Genomic DNA, 18,603 nt, shown 5'->3' on the forward strand with positions numbered 1-18,603 from the left:
ACAATAAATAATTATGATTCAGAAGAAAATATGTTTACTAGGCGCCTCAGGTGTCGGAAAAACGAGTCTCATCAAACAATATGTTGAAGGGATCTTTTCTGAGAAATATCTGACTTCAATAGGGGTCAAAATAGACAAAAAGCTCGTTGTATGTGAAGACGATTCTGTACAACTTATGCTGTGGGATATAGAGGGAATTGATCGTTACTGCGGTTTTCAGCCAAAATATATCCGCGGCGCTTCTGCCCTTATTATAGTGGTCGATCACACTCGCTCACAATCTTTGGTTGAAGGAATAGAGATTTTTCGATTAGCTCGAGATGTGTCAGATATTCCAGCTATCTTAGTCATCAATAAATCAGATCTAAGTACCGCGTGGCACTGGAGTGACGAGGAGTTAGTTGATTTTTCCCGTCCGTTTATCCATACATTTAACACTAGCGCGAAAACTGGAGAAAATGTTGACCAACTCTTCTCTGTCCTTGCCCAACACTTACTAAGTGAGGCTAGCCGGTGAACATATCTCTTTTTAAAACATTAGGTATCGTTGATTGTTGTATATTCAAACGTATTGCTTCACGTAGCTACGAAGTCATTTATGCTGAAGACGAATGGATAGATATATTGCTGCCCCATGCGCGGGATGAAAATATATTTATCACTCCCTGCGGTAGTCCGTTTTTAGATGACTTTATAGCGCAGGCGGAGGAGTTTTTCGAACTGGCAACTGATGGGAGAATAGAGTCTGGTATATGGAGTGAAAAAATTGATGACCAAGAATTAAAGTTGAACGCCTATGCCACCACAGATAAAGGCGACTTTTATTTAATCATCGACAACATAGTTGAACAATACAAACGACGTCAAAAAACGCTTCAGTCAGCGCGCGAATTATTATTATCTAATGATAAAATCGTAGCTCAACAAGAATATATTCATCAACGTCTAGACGAACTTCTTAGTCAATCCTCCACGCTAAAAGACATGCAGCAACCCATTACCGAAGTTATCGAGAAGACAGAAATAGGTGTGGCTATCCTATCACCTAACCTTAAACCTGTTAGTCAGAATCCTGCCCTATACAGTGTTTTTGATTCCCACCTAGCCTCAGTGAAAACAGAACCTTATGAGCTAATTCTTCAATTGTTTGAGAAGCAATATCCTGAATTTGAGCGCGTAATTAGCACAGGTAGTCGTTGGAGCGGTGAACTCTTTTGGTTACAACCACCAAACAGTGAGAAGTGGCTTAAATTAGCGGTATATCCAGTTAAAACAGACTTCCAAAAAATTACCCATTGGGTTTTTATTATCAGCGATATTTCTCAAGTTAAACACTTATTACAAAATAACGAAAAACTGACCCACTACGATGCGCTCACGGCCATTCCCAATAGGCAATATTTCTGGATGCAGCTTGAGCAATCGGTCAATAATGCGGTGCCGTTCTATTTATTATATTTAGATATTAAGAACTTTAAGCGCATCAATGAAGTTCACGGCCATTCGCGCGGTGATAAGATTATTAAGGAACTAGTTGAACGCATTACACCTCATGTGAGCAATGGTGATATGTTCGCCCGCATCGGTGGTGGTGAATTTGCCATTATTCGTCAAAAAACGGTTACCCAGCAGCAGTGTATCGATTTAGGTAACGCGCTTATTGAAGTGGCAACCCAACCATTTTATCTACCCAATGGTGCGCATTGTGAAGTGGGTTTAAACATTGGGGCCGCGAGCTTTCCCAGAGACGCTGATGACGCTGAGACATTGATGAAGTTTGCCGATCTCGCCGTTTTTAATGCTAAGAAGCTCGAAAAAAGCAGCGTACAGTTTTATTCGCAAAAGCTCAAAGATGCATCACAACGTATTATCGAACTAGAAACTGCATTACAAACCGCCATTACTAATCATGAGTTCGAACTATTTTTACAACCAATGCTTGACCTTACCAGCGGCACTATCCTTAAAGCAGAAGCGCTATTGCGCTGGAATCGTTTCGATAGTGAACGTATTGGCCCCGACGAATTCATCCCTATCGCGGAACAAACAGGTTTAATCATTCCTATTGGTAAATGGGTCATTTCAAAAGCCTGTGAAATGATAAGTACACTCAATCACAGAGGACACAGCTGTAAATTATCAGTCAATTTATCCCCACGACAAGTCGGCGATAGAAACCTACTCACTTTTATTCAAAACGAAATTAGAAATCACCATATTCAACCCAATCAATTGGAACTAGAACTCACCGAAGGGGTGTTAGTAGATAACTATGATAGAGTCCAATTTTTACTCACTGAAGTCAGAAAACTAGGTGTCAGCGTGTCTATTGATGACTTTGGTACTGGATACAGTTCACTTTCATATTTAAAAAAATTGCCGATAGATCATATTAAAATAGATAGATCCTTTGTGCAGGATTTAGTTAATGACGAAAATGATAGAGCCATTATTATGGCTATTATCGCCATGGCCCATAGTTTGAAATTGAATGTTATTGCTGAAGGGGTAGAAACAGAACTACAGCGTGATTTTTTACGGTTAAATCACTGTAACCTTGCCCAAGGTTATTTGTTTAGTCGCCCGCTTCCGTTTATGGAATTCTGCGAATACTTGGGCAACCTAACTAACCAAAAGCTGATAGACCAGTCTGAGCACGACCTAAAATAAGCGCGTGTACATCGTGGGTACCTTCATAGGTATTCACTGCTTCTAAGTTGAGTACGTGCCGAATTACATGAAACTCATCTGAAATCCCATTTGCACCATGCATATCTCGGGAGGTGCGTGCAATATCAAGCGCCTTTCCACAAGAGTTACGTTTAATTAAAGAAATAGCTTCCGGTGCGAGTGCGTTAGCATCCATTAAACGCCCTGCTTGCAGACATGCCAACAATCCGATAGAAATTTCAGTCTGCATATCGGCCAGTTTCTTTTGGATCAATTGATTGGCTGCTAATGGACGAGAAAATTGCTCTCGGTCTAAACAATATTGTCGTGCTTGATGCCAACAAAACTCCGCTGCGCCTAAACTTCCCCAAGCAATGCCAAAACGCGCTTTGTTCAAGCAGCTAAAAGGACCTTTTAAGCCTTGTACATTTGGCAGAATGTTTTCGGCTGGCACAAAGACATCAAGCATCACAATTTCGCCTGTTACCGACGCCCTTAATGAAAACTTCCCTTCAATTTTAGGTGCAGACAACCCCGGCATGTTTTTCTCAAGTATAAATCCGCGAATAACACCATTTAACTTCCCCCAGACTAGGAAAACATCGGCGATCGGAGAATTGGTTATCCACAATTTGTTGCCGTTTAATAGATACCCTCCATCTACCTCCTGAGCACGAGTGAGCATACTGGCTGGATCCGAGCCAGAATTCGGCTCGGTTAGGCCAAAGCAGCCCACCCATTGCCCAAGCGCCAACTTAGGCAGATAACGCTTCCTTTGTTCATCGCTACCAAACGTAAAGATAGGATACATAACCAATGATGACTGCACACTCATCGCACTGCGGTAACCGCTGTCAACACGCTCCACCTCTCTGGCTAGCAATCCATAACTGACGTTGTTCACTTCAGCACAGCCATATTCTTGAGGTAAGGTACAACCCAGTAATCCAAGCTCACCCATTTCTGACATGATGTCTCGATCAAAGTATTCATGGCGATTACCCTTTAATATTCTGGGCATAAGCTTTTGTTGACAATATTGATGAGCGGTATCGCGAATAAGACGTTCATCATCTTGCAACATGCCATCAAGATTAAGAGGATCTTGCCAATTAAATTTAGCAGTTGAATGATTAGTCATATTTATCTCAAAATCAGGTGTTACTGGATTTACCAAGTCTATATGTCACTCGGTAATGCAAACTAAAACGGAGCTGGATATTGTTTTAATACAGTGGCGATATCGACTTTAGCCTGTTCACTAAGTGGCTTTTTAAACGCCGCAATATTTTCGTGTAATTGCGTCATATTTGTTGCGCCAATAATAGTTGATGTCACACCATCAACGTTATTACACCAAGCTAATGCTAATTCACAAGGTGTTAAACCATGTGCCTTAGCAACGTCCACATAGCCTGAAACGGCTAACTCAGTATTCTTGGTATCTCTGAAAATACCGTTACGTTGTTCTAACGTCCATCGGCTTCCTTCTGGACGTTGATTGTTCAGATACTTTCCGCTTAGCGCGCCGCCAGCAAGAGGTGACCAAGGTAAATAAGCAATATTTTCTGCTACGCAATGTTCTATAAGATACGGCCAATCCTTGCTGTGCAACAAATTAAACTCGTTTTGCATCGACACCATACGTGGCAAATCATATTGCTTACTCAAATTTAAGTATTGCGTTAGCCCCCACGGAGTTTCGTTTGATAAACCACAGAAACGGATCTTGCCCTGTTCGACACAGGTGTTCAAAGCTTGAAGAACCGCTAGCATTTGTGCGGTTTCTGCGGCACTGTCAGTCTTAGAGAAACTAACGCGGCCCACCGCGTGTTTGGCAAAATGTGGTGATGTTCGATTTGGCCAATGCAGCTGATACAAGTCAATATAATCGGTGTTTAAACGCTTTAATGAATCATCTACCGCCTTTATCACTGATGCTGGAGAAATTGGGCTCCCTTGACGAATATAAGATAAGCCCGGCCCGACAATTTTTGAAGCCAAAATGATATTTTTTCGACGCTCAGGATGACGCCCCAGCCAGTCACCAATAATCCTCTCTGTTTGACCATATTTTTCCCCCGATGGAGGTACCGGGTATAATTCAGCAGTGTCGACAAAGTTAACGCCTTGTTCAAGGGCATATTCAATTTGCTGATCTGCGTCCTGCTGTGTATTTTGCACGCCCCAAGTCATTGAACCTAAGCACACTCGGGAAACAGACAGACCACTATGGCCTAATTCCGAATAATTCATTTATATTCCTTATTTTTCTGCATTTGCGGGATGGTTCGACCTATTATACTTGCCTATCTTTTTGCGCGCGCAGCTGGAAATGTTATCAGATATTACCGTCAGTCATTATTCATTGGACTAGGCGACTCAGGTAACTTATACAATTTATATAGCAAATCAGGTTGATATAAAGCTTCGATCGCCTTGGTTAGATCGGGGATTACATTTTGATGTAATGATTTTTTGGAAAAATGAAACCAATTTGAATTTTCGGCAAGTACCAGTGGTGTACCAAAATCCTGTATATTTTCGCCCAATGCTATTAGGTTGTATTCAATTCCCTGTAAAGAGCCCACCACCGCATTAACCCGGTTCAATCTAAGCAAGTTAAGACCTTGAGCATAATCACTTACTTGGAGCTTACGCAATTGAGTGTCTTCATCAAAAGCTGTTGAAAAGCTCGCTCCGCGAATGACAGCAATATGATTCAGCAACAATAATTGATTATAAGTAGATAAATTTCTACCTGCTTGAGGTAGCACAATAACCTTCGACTTTGAGATAGGCCCTATAAAGGTTACATAGTCGTCTAACTGAGCGTTTCGAAAAATAAGGGCTCCATCTAATGTTCCTCGTTGGACGCCGGAAATCACTCTTGCGTATGGCCAAAGTACGATATCAAACTTGATACCCGTTTTGACGCTTAACAAATCAAGGTAGCGTACGACTGAACCAGTTAGTTCATTCTCGCTGTTAACATAAGCAAATGGCGCAAATCCAGGTACACCTACTTTTAATGTAGTCGTTTGAGGTGGCGTTTTGGCAACAAGCTGAGCTGAAAAAGCGCAAAAGATAAAGCACAACAGTAGCCACTTAAACATATTTCATCACTAAATTATCGCCCAAAATGAAGGTTATTGATTATTTATGGTTCACTAAATTAATAATACGCAACCGATAAACGAAGTACAGAAAAACATAGTCGTTATAGCAACCCAAATTAATCATTAAGCATATGAAAACATACCTCGGTTTATTTGACTAGGCGACACATCAAGGATCGATTCGAAATTTTGCGCCAGTCACTTTTCTTCAGACATAAAAAAAGGCCACCGAAGTGACCTTATTAAATTCTTAATCTAAACGATTATAGAATTTTAGATACTACACCAGCACCAACTGTGCGGCCACCTTCACGGATAGCGAAGCGTAAACCTTCGTCCATCGCGATAGGTGCAATCAATTCAACTACGAATTTAAGGTTGTCACCAGGCATAACCATTTCTACGCCTTCAGGAAGCTCTACAGCACCTGTTACGTCAGTTGTACGGAAGTAGAACTGTGGACGGTAACCTTTAAAGAACGGAGTATGACGGCCGCCTTCATCTTTAGACAACACGTAAACTTCTGCTTCGAACTTAGTGTGTGGGTTGATTGAACCAGGCTTAGCCAATACTTGACCACGCTCTACGTCTTCACGCTTAGTTCCACGCAACAATGCGCCGATGTTCTCGCCTGCACGACCTTCGTCAAGCAATTTACGGAACATTTCAACACCTGTACAAACGCTCTTAGTAGTGTCTTTCATACCAACGATTTCAACTTCGTCGCCAGTTTTAACAATACCACGTTCAACACGACCAGTTACAACCGTACCACGACCTGAAATTGAGAAAACATCTTCAATTGGAAGTAGGAAAGGCTTATCAATATCACGCTCTGGCTCTGGGATGTATGAATCAAGGGCTTCTGCAAGCTCGATGATTTTAGCTTCCCATTTCTCTTCGCCTTCAAGGGCTTTAAGAGCTGAACCTTGGATAACAGGTAAGTCATCGCCAGGGAATTCGTATTCAGAAAGTAATTCACGTACTTCCATTTCTACCAATTCTAATAATTCTTCGTCGTCTACCATGTCACATTTGTTCATGAAAACGATCATGTAAGGTACGCCAACCTGACGGCCTAACAAGATGTGCTCACGAGTTTGTGGCATAGGACCATCAGTCGCTGCAACTACTAAGATTGCGCCATCCATTTGAGCAGCACCAGTGATCATGTTTTTAACATAATCGGCGTGTCCAGGACAGTCAACGTGTGCGTAGTGACGTGCAGGAGTATCGTATTCAACGTGAGACGTTGAAATAGTGATACCACGCTCGCGCTCTTCAGGAGCGTTATCGATTTGATCGAATGCAGATGCGTTACCGCCGTACGTTTTAGCTAGTACAGTAGTAATTGCAGCTGTTAATGTTGTTTTACCGTGGTCAACGTGGCCGATAGTACCGACGTTTACATGCGGTTTAGTACGTTCAAACTTTGCTTTTGCCATTGTCTATTCCTCAGCAAATATACATTAAGAAAAAATTATTATTGAGATGGGAAAGAGAAGAGTGGTGCTGATAGGCAGATTCGAACTGCCGACCTCACCCTTACCAAGGGTGCGCTCTACCAACTGAGCCATATCAGCATTTCACAAAATGGAGCGGACGGCGAGAATCGAACTCGCAGCTTTAGCTTGGAAGGCTAAGGTATTACCACTATACGACGTCCGCACGATCTACTCTCATACATATCAAGTAAAAAGTGGTGGAGGGGGCAGGATTCGAACCTGCGAAGGCTGAGCCGTCAGATTTACAGTCTGATCCCGTTGACCGCTTGGGTACCCCTCCAGATTGATGGTGCCGACTACCGGAGTCGAACTGGTGACCTACTGATTACAAGTCAGTTGCTCTACCAACTGAGCTAAGTCGGCACGTCATCAAGTGGGTGCGGATATTAGAGTAACATTTGCCATCGTGCAAGAGGCAATTATTAAAAAAATACTTTTTTTGTGTTGTTTGCTTAAAAATTCAGCTAATTTGCTATTAAGTTACGTATTTGGGTGTTTTTAGAACAGTTATTCATATTAAATTTAGATGAATAAATATTCCAGTAAGCCAAATAAAACTAAATTTTCGTGAAAATAGTGATGTACAGGTGCGTTATTTTTCACCATTCTCTGTCCACCACCTGTAATAATCACAGAATATTCGGAATTTACCTCGGCAACTTTTTGCTCAGCAGCAAAAATAAACCCTTTAACGGCTGCAGCGCATCCCATATTGACACAATCCACTGTTTGCTTTCCTAACGACAAATCGTTTGGAAAAACATCATTCGCAAACACTAACTCGGTATTGTTAATTAAACTATCGCGCATCAAACTAAAACCTGGGGCTATCCATCCCCCTAGATGCCTATTCCCTAACACTAGATCACAGGTATTAGCCGTACCTAAATCAATAACAGCATAGGCTTGAGTTTGACATAACCTGCGGCCAGCCAATACAGCCAGCCAGCGGTCAGCGCCTAATGTGGCATAATTGCTGTACGCGCATTGCATGCCAAAGGCGTTAGTTTGGGTTTTCACTATCGTTAGGGGAACATCCAATTCTGTGCATAAGATCCGCAGTCGCGCAACTTGTTCGCCCTGTCCTACCGCTGCCACGATCACCCGCTGACTTTGGTTGATATTATCTTTAAGAGCCTTCACGTTATTACTACGCATAATAGCTAAAGGTTGACCGAAAACCTCTTTGCTTGCTTCTACCATTGCGCTCTTAATATAGCTGTTACCAATATCCAAGAGTAAAGCCTTAGTTCGCTCTGACACTGATTTCTCCACCGTTGTAAGCTTGCACACCGTCAGTTTGTTGTAACAGCAGTGCACCAGTTGCATCTATACCTTTGCAAATACCCTTTACCGTTTTATTGCCTATGACTAATGTAATAGGCTTGTCGCGAAACACATTGCGTTCACGCCAAGTTTCTATAAAAGTTTCAAGCCCCGAGTGACTAAAGACCTCCATACAACAAGTCAATTCATCAAGCAATAAGGCGCTGATGCGATTACGCTCAAACCCTTCGGGATTTAACGTTGTTAAATCAATCCACGGTTGGTCTATTTTCTCACTACCTACATCTAAAGCCATATTTAATCCCACGCCTATGATGCAGTCACAAGCACCGCCCATTTGCCCTTCCACTTCAATTAAGACGCCGGCTAATTTTTTTCCTCTGGCATAAATATCATTTGGCCACTTAAGTGCAATATCTTGATAGCCCGCCTTTTCTAATGCCCGTGTAATTGCCACACCGACGGCCAGACTCAGTCCTGAAATAGATTGATAACCGCCAGCAAATTGCCAAAACTGTGATAAGTACAAGCTTGCACCATAGGGGGAAACCCATGTGCGCCCTCGGCGACCTCGCCCTGCGGTTTGTGCTTCAGCAAGGCACACGTCGCCATTTTTCAATGTAGCAATACGTTCTTTGAGATACTGATTCGTGGAATCTATTACATTAAGCAGTATAAGTTGCTTAGCATCAAAGTGTTGGCAGTGCGTGGCAATTAATTCACTGTTTAGTAGTTGAATAGGTTCAGCGAGCCGATAGCCCTTGCCCGTTACACTGAATATATTTAGTCCCAACTCACTTAACGCTTTTATATATTTAGATACCGCGGTTCTAGAAATCCCCAACTCTTCGCCTAGGGTTTCGCCTGAGTAAAACTGGCCATCCGCCAATGCCTTTACAATATGGTTACGGATCATATCTGTTTGTTTGTTTGTGCCATGTCTCATAGTAAAACGGTTCCCTTGGCGCCGATTAATTGAACTTCGTGTTCTAATACAATATTGAACTGTCGCTCAACCGCTTGTTTAATCTTGCGAGCTAATGTGACCAATTGTGTTCCGGTACCTTGCCCTAAATTAGTCAGTACAAGTGCCTGTTCAGGGTGGCAACGAATATCGCCCTCCTGCTGTCCTTTAAAACCAAGTTGCTCGATCAGCCATCCCGCTGGAATTTTCACCTCATGGATATTCGTCTCATAATACGGCATATGGGGAAAACGTTGTTGAAGTAAACCCAGTGCTGTGCGGCTGATAATAGGATTTTTAAAAAAGCTTCCCGCATTACCCAGTCTTTTAGGGTCAGGCAATTTTGCTTGCCTCACCTCAACAACTTTATTAAATATATCTTGAGCACTCGGAGCGCTTAACGCCGCGAGCTCGCCGTAGGTAACCACAGGTTGCCAACTTTTTGCTAAAGAGAACGTGACGCCGACAATCATCACTTTTTGCCACAATTTATTTTTAAAAACACTATCTCGATAACCAAACGCACAATCCTTGTTCGCAATATGACATAACTGATTATTGGCGTAGTCAATGTATTGTACAGATTGGATAAAGCGCTCTATTTCAACACCATAAGCGCCAATATTTTGAATAGGGGCAGCGCCTACTGTTCCGGGTATCAACGCGAGATTTTCGAATCCACGTATATTATGCTGCAAACACCAAATTACGAGCTGATGCCAGTTTTCACCAGCGGCAACATTTAGCGTGTAATGACCGTCATCTTCACTTACGGTAATTCCTTTGAGCGCCATTTCAACTACTGTTCCCTCATAATCCTCGATAAAAGCAGTGTTACTGCCTTGACCAAGTAAATAAAATGGAGCGTATTTATGATGTTCGACAAAGTCGTGCGCATCGCTCAAGGTTTGAATACAGGCTAAGTCGTTACTGCTCGCTCGCAGTCCAAAGGTATGTAGATGTTGTAGAGATTTCAATATGACAACCCATTGACTATTTTGCGCCATTCTAGCCAAGGGATGAGGGAAAACAAAGGCGTGTTTTTGATTTCAACCAAGAGGTGTTAGCTTGCGCTCAAACCAAAAGCACGCTTAATACGACTCATTAAGCTGAGTCCTTATGAATATTTGAGCGAAAGTCTTTTACCCGATTATATACCACGCCTAAAATAGGTAACTCTGCCGCATGCACACGTTGTAGTGCTAGCAGCAAGTCGGCACTCTCGTTTTTTTGACATCGCAGACAATCATAATACCATCTACATACTTACCTACTGCAATAGCATACTGACAGTATCAATGGGTGGTTTTCAATTACCACCGGCTGGTAATAACTCCTCAGCTTTCACAGGAATGCGCAAAACTTGGTTTTGAGGTACAAGCCAGAACATCAGATGGAATAGGACGGCTAGGCATAAATAGGACTTAGCTATAATCACAAAATAATAGCCAATTACTCGCGGCGTACAGGACGTTAGCCACTAATGTATATGCTGAGTTTTAGCAACAGATGTATTCACGTTTTATTATTCTTATTATGTGAAAGTAAGCGTTTAAACACTTTTTATTATTTTTACATCGTAAAAGAATAGCGTTCAAATTCGCCTAGACTTTAGTCTAATAAGAACAAATGATATGTAAGTGTTGTTTGCTAAGGTCTAACAGGCAGGAATATAGAGCACAGATAAAAAAGCCGCCTCGATTGAGACGGCTATATTGATTTAATTTTCCAGAGGTTTAGGTGCCCCTGTTATTTTCATTTTTGGCTGACCATCAATAACTCTGACCGCCGTTTCCAATGCTTCAATTAATGTAACGCTTTCAAAATCGGCGAGTGTACTTCCGTTAATCGCCACCAGTACCTCTTTGACATCTTCGTTCATACCACAGATATACATTAATTTACCTGCTGCGTGGGTATCAGATGCAATCGTATCAACGGCCATCGCTGCCGATACATCCATTGCTGGCACCCGGGAAAAATCTAAAATTAGTACTTCAGACCCTGGTTTAACATGCTGTCGTACATGATGACCTAAGTCTGCAGCCGCACCAAAACTCAATGGACCTGAGAAATTAAATACGTTTACTTTTCCATGACCTTTTTCGAGTAAAGCTTGCTCTACCGGATCATTCGACACCTGAGGAATAGCCCGTAGTTGAGCAATTTGTATTTGAGCAATTTGTCTCACATACGCTAATGCCGCCAACACAACACCTACTCCAACCGCTGTGATTAAATCGACAAAAACGGTTAAGCCAAGTACAAGCACCATTAGTGCGAAATCCCAACGGGGTCCGTTATGCGCTCGTTTAATATAGCGCCAGTCGATGATATCAAGACCAACTTTAACCAAAATACCAGCTAAAACAGCATGCGGAATATTTGCAGCTAGAGGACTCAAACCCAATACAACGGCTAACAGTACTAGTGCGTGTACCATACCTGATAATCTAGTCTTACCACCAGAACGAATGTTAACTACAGTACGCATAGTCGCACCTGCACCAGCAATGCCACCAAACAATCCTGCAACTGTGTTACCAATACCTTGACCAATTAACTCTTTATTACTCTCATGACGAGTACGAGTCATGTTATCGGCAACAAGTGACGTTAATAAGCTGTCGATAGCGCCTAACACGGCCAAAATAAACGCCGCTTCTAACACAAGCCAAAAGTGACTTTGCTCGAACACTGGTATATGCAAACTAGGAAGGCCACTCGGGATTGCGCCTAGAACAGGTACGCTGGCAACTGCGAAACTAACAAGCGTACCAATAATCAACGCAGCCAGTGCTCCAGGCATGTATTTGCCTAATTTAGCAGGCCAGTAGTAAGCGATAGCCAACGTAAGCCCACCTAGCGCAAGTGTAACGAAATTAGTATTCGCAACGGCGTGCGGCAAATAAGACAGAGCACCTAGTGTTCCTCCAGGAGGCTCGTGACCCAGCAAACGACCGAATTGCAATATTATGATAATCGCACCGATGCCCGTCATAAAACCTGATATAACAGGATAAGGTACTAAACGGATGTATTGCCCGACGCCAAGAAAGCCAAATATAATTTGAAGAATACCGGCTAAAATGACTGCGGTGAAAATCAACTCAACATTACCTGACAAACTCGCAAACAAGCCTGCAAGAACTACTATCATTGGACCTGTAGGACCAGAGATTTGTGATGGCGTGCCACCGAATAATGCGGCAAAAAAGCCCACAGCAATTGCACCATATAAACCGGCTAAAGGGCCGAGTCCTGATGCTACGCCTAATGCTAAGGCAAGGGGTAAAGCAACTATACCGGCAGTAATACCACCGGTCAGATCGCCGCGTAAATTCGATAAATCTAATTTCATTTAATTCTTTATCCTGCCTGTTGCTTTAAACCAATAGTCGACTTAAATGCATTGTCGTTCGAATAACGCTCTGCCATCGGCATAAAACTTTCGCTTGATGGCTCGTAACAAAGAACTTCACCCGTCTCGATGTTGTACACCCATCCATGTATTTGCACTTCTTTACACGCTAAACGACCTGCAACTGAAGGATGCGTTTTAAGATGCTGAATCTGTAGTAACACATTTTCTTTAGTTATTTCGCCTAAATGCTCGCTACCAACACAGCCGTGTCTATGTCTAACAACTTCAGTGGCTCCCCTGCAATGGCCTAACCACTCCTTTACGTGTGGCAGCCCTTCTAATGCTTCAGGTGCCAACGCACCTTTCATAGCACCGCAATCTGTATGACCACATATTATAATGTGCTCAACACCTAAAGCCGCTACTGCGAACTCAATGGATGCGGTCATGCCTCCAGTTTGATTACTGTGAGGCGGAACAACATTACCCGCATTTCGGCAAATAAATAAATCGCCCGGACCTGTTTGTGTCACCATATTTGGATCGATACGCGAATCTGCGCACGTAATGAATAACACCTCTGGATTCTGACTCGTCGCTAGCTTTTGGAAGACTTCTTTGTTTTTTGGAAAAACATCTTTTTGAAATTTTGCTACACCTGAGATCACATGATCCATGACACACTCCTAATATTGAAAGTGATAAACACAGTTAGAGTATTTATCAGGCAATAGTTTTACCTGATAGCGTAATAGAAAAATACAGAGATTCGTGATAGCTTTTATCTATAAAGGAAACATTTGGAAATGCCGTTATGCCAATTATTGCGCCACAGCCTTCACTGAAACAGCTTAAATATTTCGTTGCAGTCGCTCAAAACCTTAATTTTCGCCGAGCGTCTCACATTTTACACATAAGCCAGCCAACATTAACCAATCAAATTATGAAGCTGGAGGAAGGTCTAGGTCTAACGCTTTTTGAACGTTCAAGGAACGGTACAATGCTGTCACCTGAAGGTAGGGAATTGCTGAAACATGCCGAACACCTACTGCAGACAATGACGGAGTTCCAAAATGTCGCTAGGGAATTATCTCAAGGCCCAAAAACCACCTTCAAATTAGGCATTCCACCCACATTAGGCCCTTATTTATTACCTTTTGTTTTACCTCAACTTCATCAACTTTACGATAAACTTAAATTTTACGTTCGCGAGTCGGCACCCAGCGAGCTATATACTGGACTGTACAAAGGGGACTATGATCTCATTATTTCTCCATTTTCTAGCCTTCCTGACGATTTTGTCACCGAACCGTTGTTTACCGAACCGCTTAAACTAGTGCTTTCTAGCGAGCATCCAATGAGTAAAGACTTACTGATAGAACCGAGACACCTAAAAGGACAAACAATCCTCACATTAGAGGATAAACACCATTTCCACCATCAAGTGTTAGACATATGTAATGAGTTAGGGGCTGTATTACAACAAGATTATGAAGGAACGAGTTTAGATACGTTACGCCAAATGGTCGTAATGGGCATGGGCGCGGCGTTTTTACCTGGATTATATGTGCACTCAGAAATGCACGTACCTGAGTCACTTCACGTATGTGAAATAAAAGATAAACCCATACTCCGTCAGCATGCACTCGCTTGGCGAAATACATCCCCTTCACGGGTATTTTTTCGAGAGCTTGCTGACCGTTTTCGCAGAATTATAAAAGCGCGTCTAAGTCACGTAGTTGAAGTGCACATCCCATAAGTACGAACGTAGCACTAGCACTAAGCATTATATTAATGATCTTCAGCATAGCTAATTGAGACTAACCATTAAACAAATTCCAGACATAAAAAAAGGGCTACCTTGGTCGCTGCGCGATTGAGGATAGCCCTTCTTCTTAATGGGACGCTGGCTGTGTCTTTCGGATACCGCGTATTACGTGAACCAGTATTGCATGGGATCCCCCGCATCACACTCGATGGATTAGGTTTCTCATACGGGAGTGGCATTGCGCGATGGCGCTTTAGAATAAAGCCACCTTGATGATGCTGTGTAGATTGTCTTGGGTATTTTCATTAGCCCAGAAACGAAAAAAGCCACCCGATTAAGGTGGCTTTGTTCTAAATGGGAGTCTGGCAGTGTGCTACTCTCGCATGGGGAAACCCCATACTACCATCGCCGCTAATGCGTTTCACTTCTGAGTTCGAGATGGGATCAGGTGGGGCCGCATCGCTATGGCCGCCAGACATAAACTGTTATCTATCAAGCTTGCACTCAATAAATCAATATGTAAAAAGCTGATGCCGTTCCTTTTCAGGTCAGGCCGTAATCATCGCTAAATCTCTTTAGTCTTACTCTTGATTATCAATACTTGTCTTCATACTTACGCAAATAACATAAAGCTACTTGGGCGTTGTATGGTTAAGCCTCACGGGCAATTAGTACAGGTTAGCTTAACGCCTTGCAACGCTTCCACACCCTGCCTATCAACGTCGTAGTCTTCAACAACCCTTTAGGACAATTAAATTGCCAGGGATGACTCATCTTAGGGCTCGCTTCCCGCTTAGATGCTTTCAGCGGTTATCGATTCCGAACGTAGCTACCGGGCAATGCCATTGGCATGACAACCCGAACACCAGCGGTTCGTCCACTCCGGTCCTCTCGTACTAGGAGCAGCTCCCTTCAATCATCCAACGCCCACACCAGATAGGGACCGAACTGTCTCACGACGTTCTAAACCCAGCTCGCGTACCACTTTAAATGGCGAACAGCCATACCCTTGGGACCGACTTCAGCCCCAGGATGTGATGAGCCGACATCGAGGTGCCAAACACCGCCGTCGATATGAACTCTTGGGCGGTATCAGCCTGTTATCCCCGGAGTACCTTTTATCCGTTGAGCGATGGCCCTTCCATACAGAACCACCGGATCACTATGACCTACTTTCGTACCTGCTCGACGTGTCTGTCTCGCAGTTAAGCTGGCTTATGCCATTGCACTAACCTCCTGATGTCCGACCAGGATTAGCCAACCTTCGTGCTCCTCCGTTACTCTTTGGGAGGAGACCGCCCCAGTCAAACTACCCACCAGGCACTGTCCGCAACCCCGATAAGGGGTCAACGTTAGAACATCAAACATACAAGGGTGGTATTTCAAGGTTGACTCCACATCATCTGGCGACGATGCTTCGAAGTCTCCCACCTATCCTACACATGTAGGGTCAATGTTCAGTGCCAAGCTATAGTAAAGGTTCACGGGGTCTTTCCGTCTAGGTGCGGGTACACAGCATCTTCACTGCGATTTCAATTTCACTGAGTCTCGGGTGGAGACAGCGTGGCCATGGTTACACCATTCGTGCAGGTCGGAACTTACCCGACAAGGAATTTCGCTACCTTAGGACCGTTATAGTTACGGCCGCCGTTTACCGGGGCTTCGATCAAGAGCTTCGCTTGCGCTAACCCCATCAATTAACCTTCCGGCACCGGGCAGGTGTCACACCGTATACGTCATCTTTCGATTTAGCACAGTGCTGTGTTTTTAATAAACAGTCCCAGCCACCTTTTCACTGCGGCCCCCATTCGCTCATGAAGCAAGTTCAATCACAAACAGGGGCGTACCTTCTCCCGAAGTTACGGTACGATTTTGCCGAGTTCCTTCACCCGAGTTCTCTCAAGCGCCTTAGTATTCTCTACCTGACCACCTGTGTCGGTTTGGGGTACGGTTCGATATATCATAAGTTTAGAGGCTTTTCCTGGAAGCAGGGTATTTGCAACTTCAATTCCGTAGAATCTCGTCTCGTGTCTCAGGCATGTAGAATCCCGGATTTACCTAAGATTCAACCCTACACACTTTCACATAGACTACCAACGCTATGCTTGCATAACCTTCTCCGTCCCCCCATCACTGATATACCAAGTACGGAAATATTAATCCGTTTCCCATCGACTACGCATTTCTGCCTCGCCTTAGGGGCCGACTTACCCTGCCCTGATTAGCATGGGACAGGAAAACTTGGTCTTCCGGCGTGGGAGTTTTTCACTCCCATTATCGTTACTCATGTCAGCATTCGCACTTGTGATATGTCCAGCAAACCTCTCAGTTCACCTTCAGCCACTTACACAACGCTCCCCTACCACGCAAAGTAAACTTTGCGTCCGCAGCTTCGGTATATTGCTTAGCCCCGTTACATCTTCCGCGCAGGCCGACTCGACTAGTGAGCTATTACGCTTTCTTTAAAGGGTGGCTGCTTCTAAGCCAACCTCCTAGCTGTCTTAGCCTTCCCACATCGTTTCCCACTTAGCAATAATTTTGGGACCTTAGCTGGCGGTCTGGGTTGTTTCCCTCTTCACGACGGACGTTAGCACCCGCCGTGTGTCTCCCGGATAGTACTCACTGGTATTCGGAGTTTGCAAAGGGTTGGTAAGTCGGGATGACCCCCTAGCCTTAACAGTGCTCTACCCCCAGTGGTATTCGTCCGAGGCGCTACCTAAATAGCTTTCGGGGAGAACCAGCTATCTCCCGGTTTGATTGGCCTTTCACCCCCAGCCACAAGTCATCCGCTAACTTTTCAACGTTAGTCGGTTCGGTCCTCCAGTTGATGTTACTCAACCTTCAACCTGCCCATGGCTAGATCACCGGGTTTCGGGTCTATACCTTGCAACTAAAACGCGCAGTTAACACTCGCTTTCGCTACGGCTCCCCTATTCGGTTAACCTCGCTACAAAATATAAGTCGCTGACCCATTATACAAAAGGTACGCAGTCACAGAACAAGTCTGCTCCTACTGCTTGTACGTATACGGTTTCAGGTTCTATTTCACTCCCCTCACAGGGGTTCTTTTCGCCTTTCCCTCACGGTACTAGTTCACTATCGGTCAGTTAGGAGTATTTAGCCTTGGAGGATGGTCCCCCCATGTTCAGTCAAGATAACTCGTGTCCCGACCTACTCGATTTCACTTAAAATTCGCGTTCGTGTACAGGGCTATCACCTTGTATCGCTGTGCTTTCCAACACATTCCACTCGCTTGTAATTAGCTTAAGGGCTAATCCCCGTTCGCTCGCCGCTACTAGGGGAATCTCGGTTGATTTCTTTTCCTAAGGGTACTTAGATGTTTCAGTTCCCCTCGTTTGCCTCGTACAGCTATGTATTCACTGTACGATACCGCCGAAGCGGTGGGTTTCCCCATTCGGATATTTGTGGATCAAAGCATTTTGTCGGCTCCCCACAACTTTTCGCAGACTTACACGTCCTTCATCGCCTCTAACTGCCTAGGCATCCACCGTATACGCTTAGTCACTTAACCATACAACCCCAAATAACCTTTTATTTATTTGACGTACAGACATTACCAACAACCGAAGTTATTAGCATTTCTGCTTTGTATGCGTGACAAGTATTCATTTTCAAATCAGATAGAGTAAGCTCTTAAAAGAGTTCTCTTAGTTTTGATTACTTTATCAGCTTTCCATATTGTTAAAGAACATTTAGCGTTTAAAAAACCCTAATCAATAGATACTTAATAAGTACGTATTGATTAAGGCTTAGCTTTGTGCGAGCAAGACCGTCCACATTAAGTGGTGGAGCCAAGCAGGATCGAACTGCTGACCTCCTGCGTGCAAGGCAGGCGCTCTCCCAGCTGAGCTATGGCCCCGCATAACTATGCAGGTCGATGCGGTCACATCGATATCTTTTCTAAC

General features: G+C 43.7%; 12 protein-coding genes, 5 tRNA genes and 2 rRNA genes. 3 read left to right on the plus strand and 16 right to left on the minus strand.

What is annotated here, in order from left to right; genetic code table 11:
* Window positions 1-13 precede the first annotated feature (13 nt).
* Window positions 14-517: a Rab family GTPase gene (locus tag GQR89_RS19530; protein ID WP_158771764.1), complete on the plus strand. Its 504-nt coding sequence runs from the start codon at window positions 14-16 to the stop codon at window positions 515-517.
* On the plus strand, window positions 514-2,670 hold the full coding sequence (locus GQR89_RS19535; protein WP_158771766.1) for a bifunctional diguanylate cyclase/phosphodiesterase: 2,157 nt from the start codon (window positions 514-516) through the stop codon (window positions 2,668-2,670). The genes GQR89_RS19530 and GQR89_RS19535 overlap by 4 nt, the downstream gene beginning before the upstream one ends.
* On the opposite strand, the gene GQR89_RS19540 is transcribed toward GQR89_RS19535, so the two are convergent.
* From GQR89_RS19540 to GQR89_RS19600, 13 genes are all read right to left on the minus strand, one after another.
* Complete coding sequence (locus GQR89_RS19540; protein ID WP_158771768.1) at window positions 2,627-3,811, minus strand: acyl-CoA dehydrogenase; 1,185 nt, start codon at window positions 3,809-3,811, stop codon at window positions 2,627-2,629. The genes GQR89_RS19535 and GQR89_RS19540 overlap by 44 nt on opposite strands.
* Window positions 3,812-3,873: 62 nt before the next feature.
* Entirely contained in the window at window positions 3,874-4,926 is a 1,053-nt protein-coding gene (locus GQR89_RS19545; protein WP_158771770.1) for an aldo/keto reductase, read from the minus strand.
* A gap of 98 nt (window positions 4,927-5,024) precedes the next feature.
* Window positions 5,025-5,786, minus strand: coding sequence for an ABC transporter substrate-binding protein (locus tag GQR89_RS19550; protein WP_158771773.1), 762 nt, complete (start codon window positions 5,784-5,786; stop codon window positions 5,025-5,027).
* Between the two features lie 266 nt (window positions 5,787-6,052).
* A complete protein-coding gene (gene tuf, locus GQR89_RS19555; RefSeq protein WP_158771312.1) occupies window positions 6,053-7,234 on the minus strand; it encodes an elongation factor Tu in 1,182 nt (393 codons plus the stop codon).
* 62 nt (window positions 7,235-7,296) lie between these two features.
* Window positions 7,297-7,372 (minus strand) — tRNA-Thr (locus GQR89_RS19560).
* Window positions 7,373-7,383: 11 nt separating this feature from the next.
* Window positions 7,384-7,457: transfer RNA gene (locus GQR89_RS19565), tRNA-Gly, on the minus strand.
* Window positions 7,458-7,489: 32 nt separating this feature from the next.
* Window positions 7,490-7,574, minus strand: a tRNA-Tyr gene (locus tag GQR89_RS19570).
* 7 nt (window positions 7,575-7,581) lie between these two features.
* Window positions 7,582-7,657 (minus strand) — tRNA-Thr (locus tag GQR89_RS19575).
* 159 nt (window positions 7,658-7,816) lie between these two features.
* A complete protein-coding gene (locus GQR89_RS19580; RefSeq protein WP_158771775.1) occupies window positions 7,817-8,557 on the minus strand; it encodes a type III pantothenate kinase in 741 nt (246 codons plus the stop codon).
* Window positions 8,541-9,527, minus strand: a complete 987-nt coding sequence (gene birA / locus GQR89_RS19585) for a bifunctional biotin--[acetyl-CoA-carboxylase] ligase/biotin operon repressor BirA (protein ID WP_158771776.1) — start codon at window positions 9,525-9,527, stop codon at window positions 8,541-8,543. The genes GQR89_RS19580 and birA overlap by 17 nt, the downstream gene beginning before the upstream one ends.
* Entirely contained in the window at window positions 9,524-10,522 is a 999-nt protein-coding gene (gene murB, locus GQR89_RS19590) for a UDP-N-acetylmuramate dehydrogenase (protein WP_158771777.1), read from the minus strand. Before murB ends, birA begins: the two co-directional genes overlap by 4 nt.
* A 743-nt stretch (window positions 10,523-11,265) precedes the next feature.
* Window positions 11,266-12,906, minus strand: a complete 1,641-nt coding sequence (locus GQR89_RS19595) for a SulP family inorganic anion transporter (protein WP_158771778.1) — start codon at window positions 12,904-12,906, stop codon at window positions 11,266-11,268.
* 8 nt (window positions 12,907-12,914) lie between these two features.
* The gene (locus tag GQR89_RS19600; RefSeq protein WP_158771779.1) at window positions 12,915-13,586 is read right to left on the minus strand and encodes a carbonic anhydrase; all 672 of its coding nucleotides are present in this window, start codon (window positions 13,584-13,586) and stop codon (window positions 12,915-12,917) included.
* Window positions 13,587-13,723: 137 nt separating this feature from the next.
* Here GQR89_RS19600 and GQR89_RS19605 point away from each other — a divergent pair, with 137 nt between their 5' ends.
* A complete protein-coding gene (locus GQR89_RS19605) occupies window positions 13,724-14,668 on the plus strand; it encodes a hydrogen peroxide-inducible genes activator (RefSeq protein ID WP_158771780.1) in 945 nt (314 codons plus the stop codon).
* A gap of 369 nt (window positions 14,669-15,037) precedes the next feature.
* Here GQR89_RS19605 and rrf read toward each other — a convergent pair.
* The 3 genes from rrf to GQR89_RS19620 all read right to left on the minus strand — a co-directional run bounded on the left by rrf (window position 15,038) and on the right by GQR89_RS19620 (window position 18,557).
* Window positions 15,038-15,153, minus strand: a 5S ribosomal RNA gene (gene rrf / locus GQR89_RS19610).
* A gap of 171 nt (window positions 15,154-15,324) precedes the next feature.
* Window positions 15,325-18,209 (minus strand): 23S ribosomal RNA (locus GQR89_RS19615).
* Between the two features lie 272 nt (window positions 18,210-18,481).
* Window positions 18,482-18,557, minus strand: a tRNA-Ala gene (locus GQR89_RS19620).
* Window positions 18,558-18,603: the final 46 nt, after the last annotated feature.

The organism is Paraglaciecola sp. L1A13 (genome assembly GCF_009796745.1).
Lineage (GTDB): Bacteria > Pseudomonadota > Gammaproteobacteria > Enterobacterales > Alteromonadaceae > Paraglaciecola.

What these genes read in the sequence shown, in the direction of transcription:
- GQR89_RS19605 (WP_158771780.1), top strand. Translation starts at nt 13,724, where the DNA reads ATGCCAATTATTGCGCCACAGCCTTCACTGAAACAGCTTAAATATTTC.
- GQR89_RS19540 (WP_158771768.1), bottom strand. Translation starts at nt 3,811, where the DNA reads ATGACTAATCATTCAACTGCTAAATTTAATTGGCAAGATCCTCTTAAT.
- GQR89_RS19545 (WP_158771770.1), bottom strand. Translation starts at nt 4,926, where the DNA reads ATGAATTATTCGGAATTAGGCCATAGTGGTCTGTCTGTTTCCCGAGTG.
- birA (WP_158771776.1), bottom strand. Translation starts at nt 9,527, where the DNA reads ATGAGACATGGCACAAACAAACAAACAGATATGATCCGTAACCATATT.
- GQR89_RS19595 (WP_158771778.1), bottom strand. Translation starts at nt 12,906, where the DNA reads ATGAAATTAGATTTATCGAATTTACGCGGCGATCTGACCGGTGGTATT.
- tuf (WP_158771312.1), bottom strand. Translation starts at nt 7,234, where the DNA reads ATGGCAAAAGCAAAGTTTGAACGTACTAAACCGCATGTAAACGTCGGT.
- GQR89_RS19550 (WP_158771773.1), bottom strand. Translation starts at nt 5,786, where the DNA reads ATGTTTAAGTGGCTACTGTTGTGCTTTATCTTTTGCGCTTTTTCAGCT.
- GQR89_RS19600 (WP_158771779.1), bottom strand. Translation starts at nt 13,586, where the DNA reads ATGGATCATGTGATCTCAGGTGTAGCAAAATTTCAAAAAGATGTTTTT.
- GQR89_RS19530 (WP_158771764.1), top strand. Translation starts at nt 14, where the DNA reads ATGATTCAGAAGAAAATATGTTTACTAGGCGCCTCAGGTGTCGGAAAA.